Raw genomic sequence first — 23398 nt, forward strand, 5'->3', positions numbered from 1 at the left:
GGGGTTCCCGGCCCGTCCCCGTCCCACCCGCACGTAACGGCACTTCGCCTACCGCAAGCGGCACCCCCGCCCGGCCCCGCCGACAGACGTCAACCCTCCCGAGGCCGGCAGGCGACGGCACACCCCCCACGACGACCCGATCAGAGCCGCCGCCCCTCGCGCACCAACCCACCCTCGCACCACTCCCGATAGACGAACAGCTCCGGCCGGGACAGCAGTACCCGGCTGTTGTGCGCCCAGGTGCGCATCATCTCGTCGCCGTTGCGCTCGGCCTGGTCCACCAGCTTGCGGAAGCGGCGCTTCGGGTGGGCCCGGAAGCTCGTCCGGATCCCGTCGGCGGCATAGATGTAGAGGCAGTGCAGCGCGAACCGGCGGGCCGGACAGTGTGCGTCCATCGCCAGGTCGAACAACGTCATGATCAGGCGGTCGCCGGAGACGAGCAGGTCCCAGTCGGGTGGCATGGACGTCAACGGCACCGAGTCGGGCTGGTACGCCCACGATCGCAACTCCGCCGAACTCGGGTCGACGGGGTTGGCGAAGCCGTGGAACGTTGATTCCTGCACGCTCACCGGCCAACCTTCCGCTCGCGTCGGCGCCGAGGCGTCCGCCCCCCGCGAACCCCGGCTGCTGGGGCGAAACGGTAACGCGGTACCCGTGAGTATGGGTAGCCCCTACGGAAAGCAATTCGGCATCGGTTGCCTGGCTGGGATGGCTCCCACGGCCTGTGATCACTTTCAGTCAGGTATTCGTTACCCATCATGGTCGATCCGGCGCGGCCGCCCCGGTTTGTTGCCGCGCCGCACGTTGTCGCGACCAGCGCCTGAACCAGGTGGCGTCAGGCAGTCGGGCCAGTGCAGGCCCGGTCACCACCGTGATCAATACGTACGTGGCGGCCAGGGCGGCCAGCTTCGGCGAAACACTGCCGGCGCTCACCGCGAGGCCGGCGATGACGATGGAGAACTCCCCTCGGGGTATCAGGGTCAGTCCGGCCCGCCAGCGTCCCGGCTCGGTGATGCCGACCCGCCTCGCGGCCAGGTAACCGGTCGCCGTCTTGGTCGCCATGGTGACCAGGGCGAGCAGTACCGCGGGCAGCAGCACCGGAGGGATGTGCCGAGGACCGGTGGCGAGCCCGAAGAAGACGAAGGAGACGGCGGCGAACAGGTCGCAGGGGCGTCAGCAGTTCGGTGGCGTGGTGGGCCACCGGCCCGGAGAGCGCGATGCCGACCAGGAAGGCACCGACCGCCGCCGAGCATCAGCAGCAGCAGGATCACGCCGATCTCCGCACCGATCGCGAAGAACTCCTCGCTGGCGTGCAGCTCCAGTACGCCACCGTGGCCGAGGACCAGACCGGCCAGCAGGTACAGCGGGATCGGGGAGAGCCCGATCCGTCGGCCGAGCCGACCGAGCAGCCCGAGCAGGAACAACAGCGCGCCGACCTGGATCAGCAGCGTGGTGAAGTCGTGCATCCGAGGCTCAGACGACCGCTGCGCGTACGGCGGACGACCGGGACGCGCCGAGGACGTCCCGGCGGCGGGAGGGTGCCCCCAACGAGCGGCCGAGTTCCGTCATCATGTCGTGGCGTACGCCGGTGCCCGGTTGAGCGGTCTGCTCGACGCGTGCTCGCACGGGCTCAGGCTACTCTCGCGACGGAGGCCGCATGACTGCCCGACGAACTCGTTGCCTGGCAGCTCTCCCGCTGTTCACGCTGCTGGCGGGATGCGCGATCGGCGACATCCGACGCAGCGCCCCGGCCCCCGAACCGCCGCAGGGCTCCTGGCCCTGCACGCCCCGCAGGTGGGATGGTGGATGTCCACTGATCGCGGAGACACCTTCCGAAACACCCTCGGTGAGGCCCCGCCCCGGGAGTGGCAGGCGGCCCAGGGACGCTTCCAGCTCATCGAGAGTTCGGGAAAGGTGGGCTGCTGGACGGGACGCACACTCCGCCCACTACGTGCCCAGCCGAAGCTGCCCGTGGTGCAATCGGTGGTCGAAACTGACTGGAAGTTTAACAGCAAGGAAAACTCGGGGCCGTTGGTGGCAGCCGGAGCCGACGATGACGGCCGGCCGTATGTCGCGATCTCCGTTGACGAGGGACGGAGTTGGCGGCCGACCCCGGTGGAGTTCCACGGGGCAGTGGGTGTGCTCCGGGTGGTGCGCGTACAGAGTGACCTGTGGTTGCTCGGCGAGCGGCCCGATCGCACCGGGTTTCCGGCAGTGTGGCGGCATGGTCCCGCCTGGGAGAGGGTGCCTGCCGAGGGACACCCGGAGACGGGCCAGGCCGTCCCGCTGACCGACGGAGTGGTGGCGGTGCTCAGCCCGCGAGGTGCGGGCGCGCTGGTCGGCGGCCAGTACGTAGACCTGCCCTGGCCGCTGACCGACAAACATCACCTGCGGATGCTCCCCGACGGCACGGCCTTCGCCACAGGGCCTGAGGGCGTCCTGCTCGGCACGGGCTTCATCGGCGACCAGGTCTGGACTGCGGTGACCATCGAGACGGAGTGACCCACCAAGACCTACTGTTCTTCGGCTACGAAGACGCCGACACCCTCCAGCGTCTCGGTGAGTCCGGTCGCGCGCAGGATCATCATGGCCTTGCCGACCACGGTGTCCGAGACGCCGTACTCCTTGCAGAGTTGGGCTCTGCTCGGCAGCTTCGTGCCGGGCGGCCACTCACCTGATTCGATTTTGCTCCGCAGTTCGTCTGCGAGCACCTGGTACTGCTGCTTGGGCATACACACTCCCCGGATGGCATGCCCATTCGATCACGCGGGGACCACCGATTTCAAGCAATCGGAGGTCGGTCGTTGATCTACAACTGGTACCGATTGTAGGTTGCCTGTGAACGCTTCCGGATGGCACTGGGGCGCTCGTCTGGCCGAGGCGGGTATGCCCGTGGCTCGCCTCGGCCTACTCGCGGGCCCTGCTGTCGTACTGCCGAATCGGGCTGCGGTGGTGGGGCGGGGCGGTCCGGTCGATCGACGGTGCCGGGCCGGGCCGCCCATCCAAGTCTCGGGCACCGTGGAGAGGTGGGGTCACGTGCTGAGGACGTTGCTGCGACCGTTCCTGCGCCGTCGGGGCGGGCGTCAGCCGACGCATCGGGTCGGCGTCGGAGCGTCGACGAGTCGTCCGAGGGGTGGGTCCTACCGCTCGGACGCGTACCTTCCGCTGCGGTCGGGGCAGGTGCGGACCCGCACCTTCACGATGCGTCGGCGCGGTGCGGACCCGGCCGAGGTCGCCGCGTTCCTCGACCGGCTCGCGAACGACCTGGATGCGCTGTACGCGGCGCTGGCCGACAGCCGGGGTGAGGTCGACCGGTTCCGGCTGGCGCTGCGCGACTGGCAGTCGCAGTTGGCCCGCGCGAAGCACCTGTCGTGACCGGGCGGTTCGTGATTCACCTGCCGGTCGCCGCCGCCGACCTGGGTCGGGCCAGGATCCTCGCCCGGGTGGCCGGGCGCGCACTGCGATTCGTCGCGCCGATCGAGCTGGGCGGCATCACCGTCTCCGCCGAGGACGAGCAGCACGTCCGGCACTGGGTCTTCTGCGACCGTCCGCTCGACGGTGGACGGCGCTGCGTCCTGCACACGGACCATCGCAGCCCCTGTGTGGCCCGTCTGCCGCGTTGACGGCACAGGCGGTTCAGCTCGACAGGGCTCCCGGCACACGTTGACCAGCGGCGGAGGTTCAGGACGTGAACAGCGCCCGGCGCCCACCGCCCGGAGGAGTGGTGGATGTCACACCTCTGATGTTGAGTGGAATAGGCTCAACTCTGGTTCTGTCGGTACCAGTGGACACACCGATCCAGGGGAGCCCATGAACACCGAACGCCTCACCACCAAGAGCCGCGAGACCATCACCGGTGCCGTCGCCCTGGCCAACCAGCGTGGGCACGCGACCGTGGAGCCGTGGCACCTGCTGCTGTCGCTGCTGGACACCGAGGGCTCGACCGCCGCCGGCCTGCTGCGCGCCGTCGGGGCCGACCCCGCCGAGCTGCGCCGGGCCGCCCAGCGGGCGGTCGACGCGCTACCCGCCGCGCGGAGTTCCAGCATCGCGGAGCCCACCCTGGCCCGCGAGTTCGTCAACGCCATCGGGGCCGCCGAGCAGATCGCCCGGCCGCTCGGCGACGATTACACCTCCACCGAGCATCTGCTGGCCGGGCTGGCCCGGGTCGGCGGCGCCGTCTCCGGTGCGCTCAAGGCCGCCGGTGCCACCGAGGAGAACCTGGTGGCCGCGTTCCCGACGGTGCGCGGCGGGGACCGCCGGGTGACCACCGCCGACCCGGAGCAGACCTACCAGGCGCTGGCCAAGTACGGCGTCGACCTGACCGCGAGCGCGCGGGACGGCAAGATCGATCCGGTGATCGGGCGGGACTCCGAGATCCGCCGGGTGATCCAGGTGCTGTCCCGGCGCACCAAGAACAACCCGGTGCTGATCGGCGAGCCCGGTGTCGGCAAGACCGCCATCGTCGAGGGCCTGGCCCAGCGGATCGTCGCCGGTGACGTACCCGAGTCGTTGCGCGACAAAAAGCTCGTCTCGCTCGACCTCGGCGCGATGGTCGCCGGTGCGCAGTACCGGGGTCAGTTCGAGGAACGCCTCAAGTCCGTCCTGGAGGAGATCAAGAACTCCGACGGGCAGGTCATCACGTTCCTCGACGAGCTGCACACCGTGGTCGGCGCGGGCAAGGGCGAGGGCTCGATGGACGCCGGCAACATGCTCAAGCCGATGCTGGCCCGGGGCGAACTGCGCATGGTCGGCGCGACCACGCTGGACGAGTACCGCGGGCACATCGAGAAGGATCCGGCCCTGGAGCGGCGCTTCCAGCCGGTGCTGGTCGGCGAGCCCACCGTCGAGGACACCGTCGGCATCCTGCGCGGGCTCAAGGAGCGCTACGAGGTGCACCACGGCGTACGCATCACCGACGCCGCCCTGGTCGCGGCCGCCGCGCTCTCCGACCGGTACATCACCGACCGGTTCCTGCCGGACAAGGCGATCGATCTGGTCGACGAGTCCGCGTCCCGGCTCCGGATGGAGATCGACTCGCGGCCGGTCGAGGTGGACGAGATCGAGCGGGCGGTACGCCGGCTGGAGATCGAGGAGATGGCGCTGGCCAAGGAGCCGGACGCCGCCTCCGCCGAGCGTCTGGAACGGCTGCGCAAGGAGCTGGCCGACAAGCGTGAGCAGCTCACCGCGCTCTCCGAGCGGTGGCACCTGGAGAAGAGCCACATCACCAAGCTCTCCACCGCCAAGGAGGAGTTGGAGCGGTTGGGTGGCGAGGCCGAGCGGGCCGAGCGCGACGGCGAGCTGGAGCGCGCCGCCGAGCTGCGCTACGGGCGCATTCCCGCGCTCCAGGCCGACCTGACGAAGGCCGAGGAGGAACTGGCCCGGTTGCAGTCCGCCGGCGCGATGCTCAAGGAGGAGGTCGGCGCGGACGACATCGCCGCGGTCGTCGCCTCGTGGACCGGCATCCCCGCCGGGCGGCTGCTGGAGGGGGAGACCGCCAAGCTGCTCCGGATGGAGGAGCCGCTGCGCGAGCGGGTCGTCGGCCAGGCCGAGGCGGTCGGCGCGGTCTCCGACGCGGTACGCCGTGCCCGGGCCGGTGTCGCCGACCCGGACCGCCCGACCGGCAGCTTCCTCTTCCTCGGCCCGACCGGGGTGGGCAAGACCGAGCTGGCCAAGGCGCTCGCCGAGTTCCTCTTCGACGACGAGCGGGCGATGGTCCGCATCGACATGAGCGAGTACGGCGAGAAGCACTCGGTGGCTCGCCTGGTCGGCGCACCGCCCGGCTACGTCGGCTACGAGGAGGGCGGCCAGCTCACCGAGGCGGTGCGTCGCCGGCCGTACTCGGTGATCCTGCTCGACGAGGTGGAGAAAGCCCACCCGGACGTCTTCGACATCCTGCTCCAGGTGCTCGACGACGGCCGGCTCACCGACGGGCAGGGTCGTACCGTCGACTTCCGCAACGCGATCCTGATCCTCACCTCGAACCTCGGGTCGGCGGTGATCAGCGATCTGACGCTCGCCGAGGAGCAGCGCCGGGAGGGTGTACTCGCGGTGGTCCGGTCGCACTTCAAGCCGGAGTTCCTCAACCGGCTCGACGACATCGTGGTCTTCGCCGCACTCCAGGGCGACGACCTGCGCTCCATCGTGGACATCCAGTTGGCCCGCCTGCGCAAGCGGCTGGCCGACCGCCGGTTGTCGCTGGACGTCACCGACGCCGCGCGGGGCTGGCTCGCCGAGCACGGGTACGACCCGATCTACGGTGCCCGCCCGCTGCGTCGCCTGGTCCAGTCGGCGATCGGTGACCAGCTCGCGAAGGCACTGCTCGCCGGCCAGATCCGCGACGGCGACACGGTGCGGGTCGAGCTCGCCGACGCCAAGGACGGCCTGTCGGTGACGGCTGCCTGACCGCCGTCCCGCCGGTCACGGTTACGGTCATCACCGACGCACCTGGGGTACGTCTGGCACGAGTCCGGCCAGGCCCGGTACACCGTGACCGGGGTGACCGGGCTCGCCCCGAGCGGGACCGTGCGCTACCACGACTACCGGGCGCCGGGCGGAGCGCGACTCACCTTCGAGGCGTACGGCGAGGCGGGCTGGGAGGTCGCGCACGGCAGCCGGCTGGATCAGGGCGACGTGACCGTGTACCCGCAGGGACGCGGATTGTGAGGGCGTAACCGGTTCAGCTCGACAGCGCCGCCGGACGACATCACCGAGGACGGATCTGGGTATACCGTGCGGCGGGGACGCGCCGTCCAGACGGCGTCGTGTCGTGCCGGGTTGGCCAGTTGCCGATACGGTGAGTCGCGTTCCAGGGAGGGAGAAAGATGGTCGACCCGCAGAACACCCCGGCCCGGCAGCGGCCGGGTGTGGTGACGATATCCACCTACTTGCTGCTGCTCTTCGCAGTCTGCCAACTGATCAGTGTGATCGTCTCGCTGACCACGATCGGCACCGTCCGCGAGGTGATGGACGAGGCATACAGCGGCTCCACCGTCGAAGGAGCGGAGAGCCTTGGCAACCTTACAGTCGTCATGACCGTCGCCACCGCCATCTTCCTGCTGGTCGTGGCGCTGGCGCTGTTCGGTCTGGGCCTGCTGAACCTGCGCGGCAAGAACGGTGCCCGGATCGCCACCTGGATCGTCGGCGGCATCATGTTCTGCTGCACCGGGTTCAGCCTGCTCAGCGGGCTGGCCAGCGGCATGAGCATGCCCGGCGGTGAGACCAGCGGCGACATGCCGAGCGCCGAGGAGATCCAGCGCCGGCTGGAGGAGGCGCTGCCCGGCTGGGTCACCCCGGTCAGCCTCCTGCTCGGTGTGATCAGCCTGATCGCGTTGCTGGCCGCGTTGATCCTGCTGGCGCTGCCGAAGGCGAACGAGTTCTTCCGCAAGCCGACCCAGCAGTGGGAGCCGCCGATGCCCGGCGGCAGCTACCCCAACCAGCCGGGCTACCCGCCGGCGCCGGGCTACCCGGGTGGCGGCCCGAGCGCACCGCCTCCCGGTGCTCCGGGACAGCCCGGCGATCAGCCGCCGTCGACCGATCGGCCGAACTGACCGCCGGTGAGTTGAGCGCGACTGTGACGGTCCCTCCGAGTAGGTTGCAACCCGAACGCCTACCGGAGGGACTCGTCGTGTCGTACCCCGATCAGGCACCGCCCCGCCGGCCCGCCGTGGTCGTGACGGCCGTGGTGGTGCTGGCGGTGATGGCGGTGGGTGCGCTCGGGTACGCCGTGGCCGGCCTGAGCATCGTCGGCGGCACCGTGTCCCGGTTCCGCGCGGCGGCCGTGGGTACGTCGGCCGACACCGCCCAGGTCGACGCGATGGTGGCCCTGCTGCGGGGCGCGGTGGCGGGGGCGGCTGTGCTGAGTGTGCTCGCGGCCCTGCTCCTCACCGGTCTCGCGCTGGGCCTGGCCCGTGGACGGCCCGCCGCCCGGGTGTCCACCTGGGTGGTTGCCGGGCTGGGCGTGCTCCTCGGTTGCTGCGGCATCGGGACGCTCCTGGTCCAACGCACCGCACCCCTGGACTTCGGTGACGACCGGGCTGCCGCCGAACTCGTCGCCCTGGTGGCGGACACCTACCCGGCATGGTGGATTCCGGTCACCACGACCCTTTCGGTCGGGCAGGTGCTCGGTTACCTTGTGGTAGCCGTGCTGCTGGCGATGCCGTCCGCCAACGCCTGGTTCCGTCGCCGCCCGGTCACCCCGTACCACCCCCACCCGCCGGCCGCGTACCCGCCGCCGGTCGCGCCGCACCAGACCTATCCGCCGCCCGGGGCGCCTTCGTCGTCCCCGTACCCGCCGAGGTGAGCAGACCCGTGACGCCCGACCAGCCGAGCAGCGAACGATGGGCGTTGATCACCGGGGCGACCGCAGGGATCGGTGCGGCCTTCGCCGACCGTCTCGCCTCCGACGGATGGCACCTGGTGCTGGTCGCCCGGGACGGTGCCCGACTCGCCGCGCAGGCCGCCGAGTTGACCGGTCGGCACGGCGTCGAGACCGAGACGGTGGCGGCCGACCTGTCCACCGACGACGGCTGCGCCGGGGTGGAACGATGGCTCGCCGCCGGCCCGCCGGTCGAGCTTCTGGTCAACAACGCCGGGATCAGTCTGAACAAGCCGTTCGTCAGGTCGACCGTCGAGGACGAGAACCGACTGCTCCGGCTCAACGTGCACGCCGTGATGCGGTTGACACTGGCTGCGCTGCGTACGATGGCCGAGCGGCGCAGTGGGGCAGTGATTAATGTCTCTTCCGTGGCGGGTTTCGGTGCGATCATGCCGGGATCGACGTACTCCGCCAGCAAGGCGTGGGTCACGAACTTCAGCGAGTCCGTCGGCCAGTCCGCCCGCCCGTTCGGCGTACGCGTGATGGCGCTCTGTCCCGGGTACACCCGGACCGAATTCCACCAGCGAGCTGGCATCGACATGTCGAAAACTCCCGAGTGGTTGTGGCTCAGTGCGCCGGCCGTGGTCGCGGAAGCCTTGCGTGACCTGCGAAAAGGCAAGTTGGTCAGCGTTCCTTCGTGGAAGTACAAACTGGCCGTTGCCGGTCTGCGGCACGCCCCGCGCGGGTTGCTCGACCGGGTTGCCCGGGACACCCGTGGACGCATCGGCCGCGATCGCGGCTGACTGCGACACGTCGTCGACCGGCATGGCGGCGGTGAGCACGACATCACTCGATCTGGACCGCTGATCGACGTAGCGTAGTCGGACATTGCCATGCATCTGTCCCCCGGAAGGGTTGCCCGGGGTGGCCCGTCCCCCCCGACACACAGACTTGCGCAGTACCCTCTATCGCCATGGGGGACCACGACGACCTGCGTAAATTCATCTCTGATCTGGCTGTGGTCCACGGCCGGGTAGTGCTCTCCTCCGGGCAGGAGGCCGACTGGTACGTCGATCTGCGTCGCATCACGCTCCATAACCGGGCGGCCCCTCTGGTCGGTCGGGTGATGCGGGAGTTGACCACCGACTGGTCGTATGACGCGGTCGGTGGCCTGACATTGGGCGCCGACCCGATCGCCATGTCGATGCTGCACGCGACCGGCCGTCCGTTGGACGCGTTCGTGGTGCGTAAAGCGGGCAAGGCGCACGGGTTGCAACGCCGGATCGAAGGTCCCGACGTGACCGGGCGTCGGGTGCTGGCGGTGGAGGACACCTCCACCACTGGCGGAAGTGTGATGACCGCCGTCGAGGCCCTTCGCGAGGCCGGGGCCGACGTGGTGGGGGTGGCGGTTATCGTTGATCGTGGCGCCGGCGACGCGGTGCGAGCCGCCGGACTGCCCTATCGGGCGGCCTATACGTTGGCTGACCTCGGCCTTGTGGCGTAAAAGTCTGCCGATTCGGATCTGCTGATATGCAGCCGGATCGATGCTGCTGGTGGAAGGATGGAATACGTGGGAACTGCGTTGGCCGAAATGACTATGCCTCAGATCTCGCCGCTTGCCGGCGAGCCGATCGAACGTGCCGACGCCGAGCGGCTGGCAGGGGTTCTCAAGGCCCTTGCCGACCCCGCCCGGCTGCGGCTGCTCAGCCTGATCCAGTCGGCGCCCGAGGGCGAGGCGTGCGTGTGCGACCTGACCGCACCGCTCGGTCTCTCCCAGCCGACCGTCAGCCACCACCTGCGTATCCTCACCGAGGCCGGCTTGCTGGAGCGGGAGAAGCGCGGTGTGTGGGCCTACTACCGGCTGGTTCCGAGCGCGATCGCGACGATCGCCGACCTGCTGACTCCGCCGCGCAAGCGGGCCACCAAGAAGGCTCGCTGAACCGGAACCGCTTGGTGGCCGCCCAGCCCGGGCGGCCACCAAGCGGTGGACGTCAGCGCACCTGCGTCGGCTCGTACGCCTCGGTGAGCATACGGGCGGCCCGGTTCAGCCGACGCCGTTCGGCGATCACCATGGCCAGGACCACGGCGAAGCCCAGCAGGAACAGCGCGGTGATAGGCAGGATGCCGTCACCGGGCGCCTGCAGGGCCCGGTCGTCGGACTGCCACGGCCACAGTGAGCGCAAGCTGCCGATCAGCAGGCCGGACATCACCGCCAGAGTCATCCGGCGATGCCTGTCCAGCAGCCACTGGAGCAGCTTGACGAAGAGTGCCAGGCCGATGACCATGCCTGCGGCGAAGATCGCCAGGTAGCCGAAGTCCCGGTCGTTGACGGCGGCGATGGTCGGTTCGTAGAGACCGACGGTGAGTAGCAGGAACGACCCGGAGACACCGGGCATCACCAGCGCGCAGACCGCGAACGCCGCCACGATCAGCACGATCAACGGGTGTGGTTCGAGGGCGGCCTGCGGCAGGCCGGTGAGCGTGAACGTGGCCGCCGCAGCGACCACAAGGCCGACCACCTCCTTGATGCGCCACGGCTTGCCGACCATCGAGACTGGCACCAGCACCGAGGCGAGCACCAGGCCGAGGAAGAGGCCACGGGTGTGTTCGGGGTACTCGGCCAGCAACGGTTCCAACAGCTTCGCGGCGAGCAGCAGGCCCGGCACCATCCCGATCATCAACGGGATGAGTACGTCCCAGTGCGCCTGCCGCAGTTGGTGTCCCGCCCGCGTCCAGCCCCGTCCACGCGGTACGTCCGACGCCGTGTACCGGACCGCGTTCACCACGTGGCCGGCGGACACGATCAGCCGTTCGTACACCCCCGTGACCAGCGCGATAGTGCCACCGCTGACCCCTGGCACGGCCTCCGCCACGCCGATGGCCCCACCGCGTAGGACGTGGCCCACCCGTTCGCCCAATGCCATTGAGAATCCGTCTCCTGCCTCGCTCGCCCGGTCGCCGGATCGGCGCCCGCCACGGCCGACCAGGCTACCGGGGGCGCGAGTGACGCCCCGGCCGCGTCAGAGGCGGGGGTCCACCGGCTCGGATTCACACGCCAGGATCGCGAAGACCAACTCGTGCCGACGCCACAGCGGGGCACCGTCGACCAACGCGTCCAACGCGGCCAGCCCGAGCCCGTGCTCACGCAGCGCCATCCCGCGTTTGCGTCCCAGGGACCGCTTCCGCAGCGCGGCCAACTCCTTCCCAGGCCAGCGCCTCCGGCACGTCCAGCACGATCGCCACCGGCAGCACGTCGTGTTCCCGGGCCACCCGGACCAGGGCAGCCCGGGCGTGCGGCTGGAGGTTGGTGGCGTCGACCACGGTGAGCCGACCGGCCCGCAGCCGCTTGGCCGCCACGTAGTGCAGCGCGTCGAAGGCGTCGGCGGAGGCGGACTGGTCGTTCTCGTCGTCGGCGACCATCGCCCGGAACGCGTCCGAGGAGAGCACCTGGCTCGGCGCGAAGTGCCGGGCGGCGAACGTGGACTTGCCGGAGCCCGAGACTCCGACAAGCGCCACCAGCGCAAGTTCGGGAACGTCCAGGACGGTCATGACCACTCCTGCTCGGTGGTAAGGAGGGGCACCTTCTTAACGCCTCCGGTAGAGCAAGGGCCCCTTGTCAACAGTCAGATCCGGCTGAACACGGCGAGTTGGGTGGGCGCACCCACCTCCGGGTCGTCGTCGCCGACACCGGATGAGGCGGCCGTGTAGCCGTACGTCGCGCAGATTCGGCGTACCCAGTCGGCGAACTCGGCGCGGGACCACTCGAACCGGTGGTCGGGATGCCGGAAGGCGCCCGCCCCCAGCCCCTCGTACCGCACCTTGTGCTCGCCGTTGGGCGTGGTCACCACGACCGTCGCCGGTCGGGCGTACCCGAACACGCTGTCCTCCAGCGCCGGCAGCCGAGGCGGATCGACGTGCTCGACCACCTCCATCAGCACCGCCGCGTCGTACCCGCGCAGCCGGTCGTCCCGGTAGGTCAACGCGGACTGCCGGAGCGTCACCCGGTCGCGCTGCCGCTCGGGCGGCCGGTCCAGCCGCAGCCGCCGGGCGGCCGACGTGAGCGCCTGGACGGAGACGTCGGTACCGACGATCTCGGTGAACCGGCGGTCCCCGATCAGCGTGGCCAGCAAGGCGCCCCCACCGCAACCCAGGTCCAGCACCCGGTGCGCACCGGCCTCCACCAGCGCGGCGTGCACCGCCGTCCGGCGGCGCGCGGCCAGCGACGCCCGGGTCCCGGCCCGGTGGGCCGACACGTCGTCCGCGTCGTCGTCCACCGCCGGCTCGTCGGCGGGCCGCTGGGCGGCCAGCCGCTCCAACGCCGCACCGGCCAGCGCGCGCCGGTGCGCCAGGTAGCGGCGGACGATCAGCGCCCGCTCCGGGTGGTCACCGAGCCAGCCCACACCGGCCCGCAGCAGCTTGTCGACCTCGTCCGGAGCCACCCAGTAGTGCTTCGCGTCGTCCAGCACGGGTAGCAGGACGTACAGGTGATTGAGCGCGTCGGCCACCCGCAGCGTGCCGGTGAGGATCAGATCGACGTACCGGCTGTCGCCCCACTCCGGGAACTCCTCGTCGAGCCGTACCGGCCAACTCCGGACGGTCCCGCGACTCGCCGCGCAACGCCGACCGGAACACCCGCGACAGTGCCGAGGCGAGCAGGCTGGACGCGGCGTACTGCCGGTCGTTGACGTACCGCCCGAGGGTGAAGGTCTCCGGCGTGGTGGCCGAGTGCCGGCCCCGGCCCCGACCCTGCGCGGCGAGCTTCGACGGGTCGACGTCGAGGAGCAGCGCGGCGGTGCAGCGCTGCTCCTCGGCCTCGGGATAGAAGACGTGCGCGGTGCCGACGGGCACGTCGAAGGCGTGCGTCCGGTCGGGGTGCTTCACCAGCAGGTGCCCCAGGTCGGTGGCGGGGCGGTGCGTGGTGGTCAGGGTGAGCAGCACGCGGCTCATGGTGCCAGGTTCGTCGGTCTTGCGCTGTTTGGTTTTGCGGGGTGGTTGCGGTGGGGCTCCCCGGAAACCTGACGTGCGCACGCGCCGTCGGAGGATTCGGGGGATCGCGTTGCGCGGGGGAGCGGGGAGGGCGTGCTGCTCAGAGGGGGGAGCTTGCAGGCGGCTGCGGCTCGGGGGAGCTTGCAGGGTGGGCGGCTGCTCGGCGGGAGTGTCGGGGGAGGGAAGGTGCGGGAGGGTCAGCGGTAGTCGTCTTCGTCGGGGGCTACTACCCGGGCCTGCTCCATGGCGTCCCAGTCGTCGACCTCCAGGCCGCGGTGCGGCTCGTCCTCGACCTCGGTGGGGTTGACCACCGTGGCCTGCTCGACCGCGTCGGCCGGCTCGGCCTCGGGGTCGCGTTCGTCAGCGCTGAGGTGGTCGCCGGGGGCGAAGTCCTCGCCGGGCTGGCCCATTCGGTGCCTCCGGGATGTCAGTGGACGGTCGGTACCCGGTCCAGGGTACGGGCTGTGCCGGTGCCTCGCTGGGAACCGGCGCGCCGCCCGGCGGGGCGGAGGGTACGCCGGGGGTGCGGCCGAGTCGGGCGAATCGACCCACCGGCGGCTCGCCCCGATGCCAGGATGGTCCCGTGGGCTTCCTCATCCGGCTGGTGACGACCGCAGTCGCACTGTGGATCACCACGCTGATCGTGCCCGGGGTCGAGGTGACCGGGCGGAGCGGCTACGACACCGTGTTCACCCTGTTGATCGTGGCGTTGATCTTCGGGGTGGTCAACGCGGTGCTCAAGCCGTTGATCAAGGTGGTGGGCTGCGTCTTCTACCTGCTGACCCTCGGCCTGTTCGCGCTGGTGGTCAACGCGCTGTTGTTCCTGCTGACGGACTGGATCGCCGGCACCCTGCGCCTGCCGTTCCACGTCGACGGCTTCTGGCCCGCCTTCTGGGGAGCCATCGTGATGGCGGTGTCCACCTGGCTGATCAGCGTCGTGGTGCCGGATCGCGCGGACCGGCGGTGAGCCGTCCGGCACCGGGCCGGTTGTGCCCGGCCGGTCCAGCTACGGGATACTTCCCGCGGAGGACAGCGCGGTCCGGCGCACCAATGGAGATCAGGCGGCCAACTGGCCGACCCCCAACGGAGATTCACGCGGCTGCCCGGCCGACCGTCAACAGGCGGCCGAACGGCCGGCGCAAGGAGAACGGCGGCCGTACGGCCGTCAGCGGCAAGTAAGGAGCGTTCGACATGCCCATCGCTTCCCCCGAGGCTTACGCCGAGATGCTGGACCGCGCCAAGGCCGGCCGGTACGCGTACCCGGCGATCAACGTGACGTCGTCGCAGACGCTCAATGCGGCGCTCAAGGGCTTCGCCGACGCGGAGAGCGACGGCATCATCCAGGTCTCCACCGGTGGCGCCGAGTACCTTTCCGGCCCCTCGGTGAAGGACATGGTCACCGGCGCGGTGGCGTTCGCCGCGTACGCGCACGAGGTGGCCAAGAAGTACCCGGTCAACATCGCGCTGCACACCGACCACTGTCCCAAGGACAAACTGGACAAGTTCGTCCGGCCGCTGATGGCCATCTCGCAGGAGCGGGTCAAGAACGGCCAGGAGCCGCTGTTCCAGTCGCACATGTGGGACGGCTCGGCCGTGCCGGTCGCGGAGAACCTGGAGATCGCCGAGCAGCTTCTCGCCGAGGCCGCCAAGGGCAAGATCGTCCTGGAGATCGAGGTCGGCGTCGTCGGCGGTGAAGAGGACGGTGTCGAGAACGCCATCAACGACAAGCTCTACACCACGGTCGAGGACGGTCTCGCCATGGTCGAGGCGCTCGGCCTAGGCGAGAAGGGCCGCTACATGGCCGCCCTGACCTTCGGCAACGTACACGGCGTCTACAAGCCGGGCAACGTCAAGCTGCGGCCCGAGGTGCTGAAGCAGATCCAGGACGCCGTCGGTGCCAAGTACGGCAAGGATAAGCCGCTCAGCCTGGTCTTCCACGGTGGTTCCGGCTCGCTGCTCTCCGAGATCCGTGAGGCGCTGGACTACGGCGTGGTGAAGATGAACATCGACACCGACACCCAGTACACCTTCTCCCGTCCGGTGGCGGACCACATGTTCCGCAACTACGACGGCGTGCTCAAGGTCGACGGCGAGGTCGGCAACAAGAAGCTGTACGACCCCCGGGTGTGGGGCAAGGCCGCCGAGGCCGGCATGGCCGTCCGGGTCGCGGAGGCCTGCGAGCACCTGCGCTCGACCGGCACCACGATGACGAAGTGACGTCCTGACGTCGCCGACGAGGGCGGCCGGTTCCTTCACGGAGCCGGCCGCCGTCGCGTGTGTGTAAGGAAGGGACCCCTACCAACGCCTGGTGTATAGGAAGGGTCCCTTCCTTACACCCGGACGAGCAGGCGGACCGCCTCGTGCACGTCGTCGGTGAGGTGCACGGCGCCGGACAGATCGCCGAACGGTGACGTGGCCAGCAGCGGCCGCAGCAGCGACTCCACCGGCAGTTCCGTCGTCCAGTACTCGCGGTCCAGGAACACGTACGCCCCGCTGGCCCCGTCCGTGCCGTAGTAGGTCTTCGTGGCCGCCTGGAACACCTCCTGCACGGTGCCCGCGCGGCCGGGGGCGAAGACGATTCCGCCCCGGGCCAGCCGCAGGATGGTGTCCTCGCGGATGGCGTTCGAGAAGTACTTGGCGATCCGGCCGGCGAACAGGTTCGCCGGTTCGTGGCCGTAGAGCCAGGTCGGCACGGCCAGCCCGCCACAGTTCGCCCAGTCCAGGTCACCGGTGGCCAGTGCGGTCGAGTCGGCTCGGTAGGCGACAGCCGGCTCCGCGCCGTTCTCCGGAGGCGTGACGGAGCGACCGAACAGCTCCCGGACCCGCAGCGCCGCCGCCGTGTAGCGGTCGTGGTCGGTGAAGTCCGGCGCGGTGGCGAGCAGGTCGATGGCGGCGGTGAGGTCCTCGGCCGGTCGGGTCGACAGGTACGCGCCCAGGTTGGCGGCCTCCATCACACCCGGGCCGCCACCGGTCACCACCAGGCGGTGGGCCCGCGCCAACTCCCAGCCCAGCACGGCGGCCGTCCGGTACGGCGCGCTGCCCCGGCGTACCGCGTGCCCGCCCATCACCCCGACCACCGACTGCGGCCCGTGCGTGGCCAGCCAGGCCCGGGTGGCATCGGCCAGCGCGTTGTCCACGCCGTGGTCATGTAACCGCTGGCCGAGCGCCTCCCGGACGTCGGGCAGCGCTCCGCCGTGCGCGCGGAAGTGCGCGTACACACGGCTGTCGTACATCGCCTCGAAGCCGCCCTCGGTGAAGCCGGCGGCCAGTTCCTCCGGGGTGTAGAGGTGTGGCGGCTGGGTCGGGTACGGCAGCCCGGAGAAGGGCGGCACCACGTTCGCGCCCCGGCGGACCAGGTCCGCGCCGACCTGCCGGGAGGCGAATCGGCAGCCGACGAAGAGAGTTCCGGCGACCTCGATGCCGCTGAGGTCGGGGACCGGGCCCAGGTCCAGCCGGAGGCCCTGGACGGTCAGCCCGACCAGGCTTCCGTCGGCGAGCCGCCGATCGAGTTCGGCCCGGGTCTGGATCTCGTTCAGCCAGGTGTGAGGCTCGATGACGTCCGCGGGAGGTGGGGTCGGCACCCGGTCATCCTGCCCGGCCAGCGCAACCGCGCCCGAGCGGGCCCCGACCCGGTGGAGAAGGGGCGGGAGCCCGGCGGCCTGGCCGAGCTCCCGCAACTCCGGTTCCTGGGGAGGCTCCGGACTCCCAGTTGTAGTGGAAAGGGCTTGGCGGCGGCATGGGCCGCATGCGTGACGGACCTCTCGGCCGTTCAGCCAGCCGGCTCGCCGGACCCCCTCGCGGGCCGTGGCCGGAAGCGGGTTGAATGGGACGATGCAGAACCTCTTGCCGGAGCCCCCGGCCACGCTCCTGCCCGCACACGACGAGGCCGACGCCACGCTGGCCACGGCCGAGCAGGACGGTGGCGACGAGGCGTTTGCCGCGGTGGCCGCCCGGTTCCCGACGCACAGCGCCGCCTGGGCCGCGTTGGCCGCCCGGGCCTTCGCCGAGGGCCAGGTCGTCTCCGCGTACGCGTTCGCCCGCACCGGTTACCACCGGGGACTGGACCAGTTGCGCCGCAGCGGCTGGAAGGGGCACGGGCCGGTGCCCTGGTCACACGAGCCGAACCGGGGTTTCCTGCGCTGCCTCTACGTGCTGTCCCGAGCCGCCGACGCGATCGGCGAGGCGGACGAGGCCGCCCGCTGTGCCCAGTTCCTCCGCGACTGCGACCCGGCCGCCGCGGACGCGCTGGCCAGCAACTGACCGTCCGCCGAGCCGCCGGCTCGGAGCAGGTGCTCCGTGGGCCGGCGGTTCGACGTGACGTGGCTAGAGCCCCTCGGCGACCGAGGCGGCGATCTTGAGCCATGCCTCCCGGGTCGCCGCCGAGAGTTGGGCGTACCGGAGCGGCTCGCCGGTGTCGATGAGCCGCTCGTACGGCGCGAGCAGCACCGCCCGGGTACGCGCGGCGAAGTGCTCCTGGATCGCGGGCAGGTCGATCTCCTTGCGGGACGGGGGCATGGAGACCACCGTGACCGCCTGCCGGACCAGCCGTTGCCGACCGCTCTGCTCCAGATGGTCGAGCATCCGGGCGGCGGTCTCGGCCGAGTCGTTACGGGCCGACATGGTGACCACCAGTTGGTCGGTGGCATCCATGGCCGCCTGCCAGTTCTGCGCCCGGACGTTGTTCCCGGTGTCCACGAAGATCAACTTGTAGAACCGGCTGACCACCTCACGGATCTCGCCGAAGGCCGAGGCGGTGAGCATCTCACCACCGGTGGCCGACTCGTCGGAGGCAAGGACGTCGAACATCCCCTCGCCCTGCGAGCGCACGTACTGCGACAGGTCGCCGACCCGCCCGTGGGCACCGTGGAACTGCCCCAGGTCACGCAGCAGGTCCCGCACCGTACGCGAGTGGAAGTCCTGCTGGGCACGCATGCCGAGGGTGCCCTGGGTCTCGTTGTTGTCCCAGGCCAGCACGTACCCGCCGCGCTTCTGACCGAAGGTCATCGCGAGCAGCAGGATGGCGACGGTCTTGCCCGCCCCGCCCTTCGGGTTGACCACGGTCACCTGCCGGAGCCCGCCGAAGTTGCGGCGTACCGTCTCGATGTCCCGCTTGAGTTCCAGCTCCTGCCGACCGGGTGGCAGCTTCACCAGGCCGGTCTTGTTGACCACCGCGCGTACGCCCATGGTGGCGACCGGATCGACCGGGCGGACCTGCCGCCGCCGGGCGAAGTCCTCGGCAGTCGGAGGGACGCCCACCTCCTGGTTCCAGGTCGGCTCCGGATAGCTGGCGGGCGCGGGGTTCGCGGCCGGGTAGGGCGACTGCGGCGCCGGGGGTGCCACCGGCGGTGGCGCACCCTGCTGCCAGCGCGCCGCGTTCCAGGCCGGCTGCGGCGGGAACGGTCCGGGGGGTGTCTCTGCCTGGTGCGGTACCGGGCCGGGTTGGTGCGGTACCGGGCCGGGTTGCGGCGGCGGCATCGGAACGCCGTGCTGCGGCGAGGGCGGTACGGCGGCAGTGCCCTGATACTCAGGGACCGGACCGACCTGCGGCGGCGGTACCGGGGTGCCGTGCTGCGGCGCGGGCACAGGGTACGTCCCGGCCTGCGGTGGCACCGGTCGTCCGGGCCCCGAGGGCACCGGCGGGAGCGGCTGCATACCCGTGGCCCAGCTGGGACGCGGCGGGCGGTCGGCGTGCTCGGACGGGTCGGTCGGGCCGGCGGTGGAGCGCTGCGGTGGTTGTGCCCAGGGCGACTTCGTCGACGGCCAGGTCGGCGGGGTCCCGTCATCCTTGCGGTGGTCTCCGCCGTTCGTCGAGGTCTCCGGCATCGCCGCCTCGGGGTCGCCGTCGAGTTGCGGCCCACCGTCGTCGTCGGCCGCCGGGCCGGTGTCGGTGGAGGGACCCGGGCCGGGGCCGGGCGTCGCGTCCGGCTGCGGGCCCGCGTCGCCGGGCGTGCCGTCGCGCGGCGGAGCTAGCGAGGTCGGCCGGTCGAGGGTGAACGGCAGGTCCAGGTCGACCCGTCCGTGCTCCGGCTGCGGAGTCGGAGCCTGCGGAGTCGGCACGGGTGCCCAGCCGGTGGGCGGCGGCACGCTCGCCCGCCCGCCGACGACGGGCGGTGGCCCGGGCGCCCATCCGGGGCCCGGTGTCGCACCCGACTCCCCACCGGCACCGGTAGGTCCACCGGCGGTCAGCGACGGGTAGTCGGCGGGCGAGGGCGGCCCGACCGGCTGACCGGTCGGCGGCAGGTGATCCGGCTGACCGGCGGTCGGCGGCACCGGCTGGGCCGAACCGCCCGGTGGCGCGGGTGGTGTGGTGGGAGGCGTCGGCGGGGTCGCCCACGCGGGCGTGCCGAAGCCTTCGACCTGGTCCGGTGGCCAGAGTGGTTCGATGTCCCGTTCCGGCGCCCCTTGCTGGCCGGGCACGTGCGCCCGGTCGGCGTTCTCGTCCACCACGGTTCCTCCCCCATTCCCTCTGCCGAGGATAGGCCCACGGGCCGACCTCGGCCGCCGACGCGGGGCGAGGTCAGACTGCCCAGACCGCCCAGGCGCCCGACTCGGTCCACCAGGACCGCTTACGGGTCAACTGCCCCTCCACGCCGTCGTCCAGATACGGCAACGCACCCCCGTCCCGGGGCAGCACGGACACCGCCCGCCCCCGGGCCCGGCGCACCTCCAGGCGTACCCGTCGGCGACCCAGCCGCGACCGGGTCACCACCGGCACCGCCACCGCCACCTCGACCAGTCCGTCCGTCGGGTCGGGAGCGGCGAGCAGGGTGACGTCGTCGAGCCGGGCGTACCCGGCGGCGTTGCCGATCGCGCAGGCCAGCAGCGGGTCGTCCCCGTGGGAGAGCACCGCGTCGTCCACCTCCACCCGACCACGCCAGTGCAACGCGCGCCCATCCTCGGCGGCGGCCCCCAGCAGCGCGCCGTCCAGGGTCACCGAGCCTCCGTCGTTGCGCAGCAGGTCCAGCCGACGGGGCGTGCCGTCGAGCACCGCGGCGGCCACCGCCGCCGGATCACGGGGCAGGCCGAGCTGCGCGGCGAGGTCCCGGTGCGTCGTGCTGCGGGCCGGGTCCAGCGGCAGTACGCCGACCGGTGGCAGGTCCGGCACGGTCCGGCCGTCGGCCAGGTCGGACGGACGGCGACTCGGCGGTGGAGCGTACCGCCGGACCAACCGGCGTATCACGGCCCGCAACTGTGCGTCACCGGCGACCGCCACCACGAGGCGGATCTTGGAGTCCGGATCGGGCCAGGTGAGCTCGTCCGGACGGGGCGGTGCGTCCAGTCGGGCCAGCACCTCGTCGATCTCCGCGTCCGACCGGGCGGTCACCGTCTCGACCCGCGCGCCTCGGGCGGTCAGCGCATCCGCGCAGGCCAGAACCGGTACGCGCGGAGTCTCGCAGCGTTCCGGCCGATCCTGGACAGCCTCGGTGGCGCCACCGCAGCAGGCTCCGTCGCTGCCGCACCCGGCCCCCGGAGCGTCCCGCTCCGAGCCGAGGGCGAGCAGCACCACGTCGTACACGGGTAGGGCCCCTCCTGCCTCTCGGCGCGACCCCTGCCGGTCGTGCCGTCACTACTTGTTAACCTGACACCCCGGGCTCGCTGACCGGTCGCCATCTGGCACCCGAGCCTTCTGGAGGCGAAGAGATGCCAGCGATCGTGCTCATCGGCGCTCAGTGGGGTGACGAGGGCAAGGGCAAGGTTACCGACCAACTGGGTGAGCGAGTCGACTACGTCGTGCGCTACTCCGGCGGCAACAACGCCGGACACACCGTGATCACCCCTGACGGCCAGAAGTACGCGCTGCACCTCATGCCCTCGGGCGCACTCTCCCCGAACGCCGTGATCGTCATCGGCAACGGCGTGGTGGTCGACCCGAAGGTGCTGCTGAGCGAGATCGACGGGCTCGCCGAGCGGGGCGTGGACGTCTCCCGGCTGCGCATCTCCGGCGACGCGCACCTGATCATGCCGCACCACCGGGCGCTGGACCGGGTGGTCGAGCGTTACCTGGGCAGCTCCCGCATCGGCACCACCGGCCGGGGCATCGGCCCGGCGTACGGCGACAAGGTCGCCCGGATGGGCATCCGGGTCCAGGACCTGCTCGACCCGGGCATCTTCCGCAAGAAGCTGGAACTCGCGCTGCGGGAGAAGAACCAGGTGCTGTTCAAGGTCTACAACCGCAAGGCGATGGACGTCGACGCCACCATCGAGGAGTACCTGGAGTACGCGGAGCGGCTGCGGCCGTACATCGCGGAGACCCGGTCGATGCTCTGGGACGCGCTGGACCGTGGCGACACGGTGCTGCTCGAAGGCGCCCAGGCCACCATGCTCGACATGGACCACGGCACGTACCCCTTCGTCACCTCGTCGAACCCGACGGCCGGTGGCGCGTGCGTGGGCGCGGGCATCCCGCCGACCGCGATCACGAAGGTGATCGCGGTGAGCAAGGCGTACACCACCCGGGTCGGTTCGGGTCCGTTCCCGACCGAGCTGTTCGACGACAACGGCGCGCACCTGCGCAAGGTCGGCCACGAGTACGGCACCACCACCGGCCGGGAGCGCCGCTGCGGCTGGTTCGACGCGGTGGTGGCCCGGTACGCCTGCCGTCTCAACGGCGTCACCGACCTGGTCGTCACGAAACTCGACGTGCTCACCGGCCTGGCGACCGTGCCGATCTGCGTCGGCTACGAGATCAACGGCAAGCGCGTCGGCGACATGCCGATGACCCAGACCGACTTCCACCACGCCACGCCGATCTACGAAGAGCACGACGGCTGGTGGGAGGACATCACCAAGGCAAGGACCGAGGAAGACCTCCCCGAGAACGCCCGGCGCTACATCGCCCGCATCGAACAGCTCTGCAACACCCGCGTCAGCGTCGTAGGCGTAGGCCCCGGCCGCGAAGAAAACGTAACCCGCCACCCCCTCCTCCCCTAACCACCCCACCCCACCCCCACCCCACCCCCACCCCCACCCCACCCCCACCCCACCCCTCTCCGCGTTGATCAAGAAGTTTTGGTCGCGGTGAGGGCCCCGGGTGACCCAAATCCCTTGATCAACCCCGCTGGTGGCGGAGGTTGTCCACAGGGGGTGGTGGGGTTATCCACAGGGGTGGAGGAGTGGGGGGTGGGAGCGGTGGGGTGGGGGGATGGGCGACACGGGTGAGACGGGTGAGTCGGGGTTCGGGAAGCAGGCGGGTGTGGTGACGGTGGGTCAGGCGCTGTCGGCGGGATTCAGTCGGGGGCAGATCCGTCACCTGGTCCGGTCGGGGCGCTGGGTGAGGCTGGCCCGAGGGCGCTTCGCGCCGTCCCCCGAAACTGACCCGTTGGCGCTACGGCGCGCCCGGGTCCGGGCGGCGGTCGACAGTCTGGGGCCGGGGGCGGTGGCCGTGCTGGGGACCGCCGCCGAGGTGCACGGGATCGCCGGGCTGCGCGCCACCTCCGAGATCCACGTCTCGGTGCCGGTGCAGTGCCCGCGCCCGCAGCGGCGCACCGATCCGGAACTCGTCGTACATCAGTTGACGTTGGGTCCGGGCGATGTCGACGTGCTGGCCGGTGTGCCGGTCACCACCGCCGTGCGTACCGCCGCCGACGTCATACTGCGCGCGGACCGGTATCCCGCCGTCTGCGTCCTGGACTCGGCGCTCAACCGGCGGCTGCTCACCGAGGCGGACCTGGCGTCGATCCCGGCCCTGATCGCCGGACGGCGCGGTGCCGTCGCCGCCAGGCGTCGGCTCGCCGAGGCGGACGGCCGGGCCCAGTCGCCGTTGGAGACGCGCGCCCGGCTGCGGTGCGTCGACGGCGGTGTCCCGCCGGACGTGCTCCAGGTCGAGGTGCGTGACGAGGACGGCTGGCTCCTGGGGGTCGGTGACCTGGGTTGGCGCCGGGCCCGCCTGATCGCGGAGGCGGACGGCCGAGGTCCACACGACGGACCGCAGGCGGTCTACGCGGACCGGATGCGACAGAACCGCCTGGTCAACGCCGGCTGGCGGATCCTCCGCTTCACCTGGTCCGACACCCTCCACCCCGACTACATTCCGCACACCGTCAAACAAGCCCTCCGTAACCCCCGAACACCCGGTTGATCAAGAAGTTTGAGCGTCAA

The 23398-nt window shown here is 71.1% G+C and carries 23 protein-coding genes and 4 pseudogenes; 15 read left to right on the forward strand and 12 right to left on the reverse strand.

The genetic code is table 11. From position 1 onward, the window contains the following. Nucleotides 1-140: 140 nt before the first annotated feature. From ID554_RS14480 to ID554_RS31685, 3 genes and pseudogenes are all read right to left on the reverse strand, one after another. The gene (locus ID554_RS14480; protein ID WP_117228006.1) at nucleotides 141-569 is read right to left on the reverse strand and encodes a hypothetical protein; all 429 of its coding nucleotides are present in this window, start codon (nucleotides 567-569) and stop codon (nucleotides 141-143) included. Nucleotides 570-756: 187 nt separating this feature from the next. Beyond that, nucleotides 757-1466, reverse strand: a pseudogene (locus ID554_RS14485) (cation:proton antiporter). A gap of 7 nt (nucleotides 1467-1473) precedes the next feature. After that, entirely contained in the window at nucleotides 1474-1626 is a 153-nt protein-coding gene (locus tag ID554_RS31685) for a hypothetical protein (protein ID WP_223884593.1), read from the reverse strand. 180 nt (nucleotides 1627-1806) lie between these two features. On the opposite strand from ID554_RS31685, the gene ID554_RS14495 reads away from it, so the two are divergent. Then, a complete protein-coding gene (locus ID554_RS14495; protein WP_147333448.1) occupies nucleotides 1807-2502 on the forward strand; it encodes a hypothetical protein in 696 nt (231 codons plus the stop codon). Nucleotides 2503-2513: 11 nt separating this feature from the next. Here ID554_RS14495 and ID554_RS14500 read toward each other — a convergent pair whose 3' ends face one another. After that, the gene (locus tag ID554_RS14500; protein WP_117228008.1) at nucleotides 2514-2732 is read right to left on the reverse strand and encodes a winged helix-turn-helix domain-containing protein; all 219 of its coding nucleotides are present in this window, start codon (nucleotides 2730-2732) and stop codon (nucleotides 2514-2516) included. 304 nt (nucleotides 2733-3036) lie between these two features. Between ID554_RS14500 and ID554_RS14505 the strand changes: the two genes are divergently transcribed. The 9 genes and pseudogenes from ID554_RS14505 to ID554_RS14545 all read left to right on the forward strand — a co-directional run bounded on the left by ID554_RS14505 (nucleotide 3037) and on the right by ID554_RS14545 (nucleotide 10253). Beyond that, the gene (locus tag ID554_RS14505; protein ID WP_223884594.1) at nucleotides 3037-3375 is read left to right on the forward strand and encodes a DivIVA domain-containing protein; all 339 of its coding nucleotides are present in this window, start codon (nucleotides 3037-3039) and stop codon (nucleotides 3373-3375) included. Further along, on the forward strand, nucleotides 3372-3623 hold the full coding sequence (locus tag ID554_RS14510; protein ID WP_117228010.1) for a hypothetical protein: 252 nt from the start codon (nucleotides 3372-3374) through the stop codon (nucleotides 3621-3623). Before ID554_RS14505 ends, ID554_RS14510 begins: the two co-directional genes overlap by 4 nt. Nucleotides 3624-3810: 187 nt before the next feature. Next, nucleotides 3811-6402 (forward strand): ATP-dependent chaperone ClpB, encoded by a 2592-nt coding sequence (gene clpB / locus ID554_RS14515; protein WP_117228011.1) that lies wholly within the window; start codon nucleotides 3811-3813, stop codon nucleotides 6400-6402. A gap of 48 nt (nucleotides 6403-6450) precedes the next feature. Beyond that, a pseudogene (locus ID554_RS14520) lies at nucleotides 6451-6663 on the forward strand (DUF4178 domain-containing protein); the annotation flags it as partial. Between the two features lie 158 nt (nucleotides 6664-6821). Then, the gene (locus tag ID554_RS14525) at nucleotides 6822-7547 is read left to right on the forward strand and encodes a hypothetical protein (RefSeq protein ID WP_223884595.1); all 726 of its coding nucleotides are present in this window, start codon (nucleotides 6822-6824) and stop codon (nucleotides 7545-7547) included. Nucleotides 7548-7624: 77 nt separating this feature from the next. Continuing rightward, nucleotides 7625-8299, forward strand: coding sequence for a hypothetical protein (locus tag ID554_RS14530; RefSeq protein ID WP_117228013.1), 675 nt, complete (start codon nucleotides 7625-7627; stop codon nucleotides 8297-8299). Between the two features lie 8 nt (nucleotides 8300-8307). Beyond that, complete coding sequence (locus ID554_RS14535; RefSeq protein WP_117228014.1) at nucleotides 8308-9117, forward strand: SDR family NAD(P)-dependent oxidoreductase; 810 nt, start codon at nucleotides 8308-8310, stop codon at nucleotides 9115-9117. 170 nt (nucleotides 9118-9287) lie between these two features. Further along, entirely contained in the window at nucleotides 9288-9818 is a 531-nt protein-coding gene (locus ID554_RS14540; RefSeq protein WP_117228015.1) for an orotate phosphoribosyltransferase, read from the forward strand. 57 nt (nucleotides 9819-9875) lie between these two features. Then, the gene (locus tag ID554_RS14545) at nucleotides 9876-10253 is read left to right on the forward strand and encodes an ArsR/SmtB family transcription factor (RefSeq protein ID WP_007454255.1); all 378 of its coding nucleotides are present in this window, start codon (nucleotides 9876-9878) and stop codon (nucleotides 10251-10253) included. Between the two features lie 52 nt (nucleotides 10254-10305). Here ID554_RS14545 and ID554_RS14550 read toward each other — a convergent pair whose 3' ends face one another. The 5 genes and pseudogenes from ID554_RS14550 to ID554_RS14570 all read right to left on the reverse strand — a co-directional run bounded on the left by ID554_RS14550 (nucleotide 10306) and on the right by ID554_RS14570 (nucleotide 13710). Then, nucleotides 10306-11238: a DUF368 domain-containing protein gene (locus ID554_RS14550; RefSeq protein WP_117228016.1), complete on the reverse strand. Its 933-nt coding sequence runs from the start codon at nucleotides 11236-11238 to the stop codon at nucleotides 10306-10308. Between the two features lie 96 nt (nucleotides 11239-11334). Next, entirely contained in the window at nucleotides 11335-11469 is a 135-nt protein-coding gene (locus ID554_RS14555; RefSeq protein ID WP_117228017.1) for a hypothetical protein, read from the reverse strand. A 7-nt stretch (nucleotides 11470-11476) separates the two neighbouring features. Continuing rightward, nucleotides 11477-11863 (reverse strand): annotated as a pseudogene (locus tag ID554_RS14560) (AAA family ATPase); the annotation flags it as partial. 74 nt (nucleotides 11864-11937) lie between these two features. Then, nucleotides 11938-13252 (reverse strand): annotated as a pseudogene (locus tag ID554_RS14565) (3' terminal RNA ribose 2'-O-methyltransferase Hen1). A 245-nt stretch (nucleotides 13253-13497) separates the two neighbouring features. Further along, nucleotides 13498-13710, reverse strand: a complete 213-nt coding sequence (locus ID554_RS14570) for a hypothetical protein (RefSeq protein ID WP_117228018.1) — start codon at nucleotides 13708-13710, stop codon at nucleotides 13498-13500. A gap of 173 nt (nucleotides 13711-13883) precedes the next feature. On the opposite strand from ID554_RS14570, the gene ID554_RS14575 reads away from it, so the two are divergent. Both ID554_RS14575 and fbaA read left to right on the forward strand, forming a co-directional pair. Further along, nucleotides 13884-14267 carry a phage holin family protein gene (locus tag ID554_RS14575; protein WP_117228019.1) on the forward strand — a complete coding sequence of 128 codons (384 nt, stop codon included), beginning with the start codon at nucleotides 13884-13886 and terminating at the stop codon, nucleotides 14265-14267. 224 nt (nucleotides 14268-14491) lie between these two features. Further along, on the forward strand, nucleotides 14492-15517 hold the full coding sequence (gene fbaA, locus ID554_RS14580; RefSeq protein ID WP_117228020.1) for a class II fructose-bisphosphate aldolase: 1026 nt from the start codon (nucleotides 14492-14494) through the stop codon (nucleotides 15515-15517). Between the two features lie 113 nt (nucleotides 15518-15630). On the opposite strand, the gene ID554_RS14585 is transcribed toward fbaA, so the two are convergent. Further along, complete coding sequence (locus tag ID554_RS14585) at nucleotides 15631-16881, reverse strand: LOG family protein (RefSeq protein WP_191088836.1); 1251 nt, start codon at nucleotides 16879-16881, stop codon at nucleotides 15631-15633. Between the two features lie 250 nt (nucleotides 16882-17131). On the opposite strand from ID554_RS14585, the gene ID554_RS14590 reads away from it, so the two are divergent. After that, a complete protein-coding gene (locus tag ID554_RS14590) occupies nucleotides 17132-17560 on the forward strand; it encodes a DUF3151 domain-containing protein (protein WP_117228021.1) in 429 nt (142 codons plus the stop codon). A 63-nt stretch (nucleotides 17561-17623) separates the two neighbouring features. Here the strand turns inward: ID554_RS14590 and ID554_RS14595 are convergent, their stop codons facing one another. Continuing rightward, the gene (locus ID554_RS14595) at nucleotides 17624-19747 is read right to left on the reverse strand and encodes a MinD/ParA family ATP-binding protein (RefSeq protein ID WP_117228022.1); all 2124 of its coding nucleotides are present in this window, start codon (nucleotides 19745-19747) and stop codon (nucleotides 17624-17626) included. Between the two features lie 70 nt (nucleotides 19748-19817). Continuing rightward, on the reverse strand, nucleotides 19818-20816 hold the full coding sequence (locus ID554_RS14600) for a diacylglycerol kinase family protein (protein ID WP_117228023.1): 999 nt from the start codon (nucleotides 20814-20816) through the stop codon (nucleotides 19818-19820). Nucleotides 20817-20941: 125 nt separating this feature from the next. On the opposite strand from ID554_RS14600, the gene ID554_RS14605 reads away from it, so the two are divergent. Further along, nucleotides 20942-22231 (forward strand): adenylosuccinate synthase, encoded by a 1290-nt coding sequence (locus tag ID554_RS14605; protein ID WP_117228024.1) that lies wholly within the window; start codon nucleotides 20942-20944, stop codon nucleotides 22229-22231. 211 nt (nucleotides 22232-22442) lie between these two features. Continuing rightward, a complete protein-coding gene (locus ID554_RS14610) occupies nucleotides 22443-23378 on the forward strand; it encodes a type IV toxin-antitoxin system AbiEi family antitoxin domain-containing protein (protein ID WP_117228025.1) in 936 nt (311 codons plus the stop codon). Nucleotides 23379-23398 lie beyond the last annotated feature (20 nt).

The sequence above is a fragment of the Micromonospora craniellae genome, from assembly GCF_014764405.1.
GTDB lineage: Bacteria > Actinomycetota > Actinomycetes > Mycobacteriales > Micromonosporaceae > Micromonospora > Micromonospora craniellae.

Bases quoted from the DNA above. Each gene is read 5' to 3' on its own strand.
- clpB (WP_117228011.1), top strand. From the start codon at position 3,811: ATGAACACCGAACGCCTCACCACCAAGAGCCGCGAGACCATCACCGGT.
- ID554_RS14610 (WP_117228025.1), top strand. From the start codon at position 22,443: ATGGGCGACACGGGTGAGACGGGTGAGTCGGGGTTCGGGAAGCAGGCG.
- fbaA (WP_117228020.1), top strand. From the start codon at position 14,492: ATGCCCATCGCTTCCCCCGAGGCTTACGCCGAGATGCTGGACCGCGCC.
- ID554_RS14545 (WP_007454255.1), top strand. From the start codon at position 9,876: ATGGAATACGTGGGAACTGCGTTGGCCGAAATGACTATGCCTCAGATC.
- ID554_RS14605 (WP_117228024.1), top strand. From the start codon at position 20,942: ATGCCAGCGATCGTGCTCATCGGCGCTCAGTGGGGTGACGAGGGCAAG.
- ID554_RS14495 (WP_147333448.1), top strand. From the start codon at position 1,807: ATGTCCACTGATCGCGGAGACACCTTCCGAAACACCCTCGGTGAGGCC.
- ID554_RS14570 (WP_117228018.1), bottom strand. From the start codon at position 13,710: ATGGGCCAGCCCGGCGAGGACTTCGCCCCCGGCGACCACCTCAGCGCT.
- ID554_RS14500 (WP_117228008.1), bottom strand. From the start codon at position 2,732: ATGCCCAAGCAGCAGTACCAGGTGCTCGCAGACGAACTGCGGAGCAAA.
- ID554_RS14555 (WP_117228017.1), bottom strand. From the start codon at position 11,469: ATGGCGCTGCGTGAGCACGGGCTCGGGCTGGCCGCGTTGGACGCGTTG.
- ID554_RS14590 (WP_117228021.1), top strand. From the start codon at position 17,132: ATGCAGAACCTCTTGCCGGAGCCCCCGGCCACGCTCCTGCCCGCACAC.
- ID554_RS14550 (WP_117228016.1), bottom strand. From the start codon at position 11,238: ATGGCATTGGGCGAACGGGTGGGCCACGTCCTACGCGGTGGGGCCATC.
- ID554_RS14525 (WP_223884595.1), top strand. From the start codon at position 6,822: ATGGTCGACCCGCAGAACACCCCGGCCCGGCAGCGGCCGGGTGTGGTG.
- ID554_RS14540 (WP_117228015.1), top strand. From the start codon at position 9,288: ATGGGGGACCACGACGACCTGCGTAAATTCATCTCTGATCTGGCTGTG.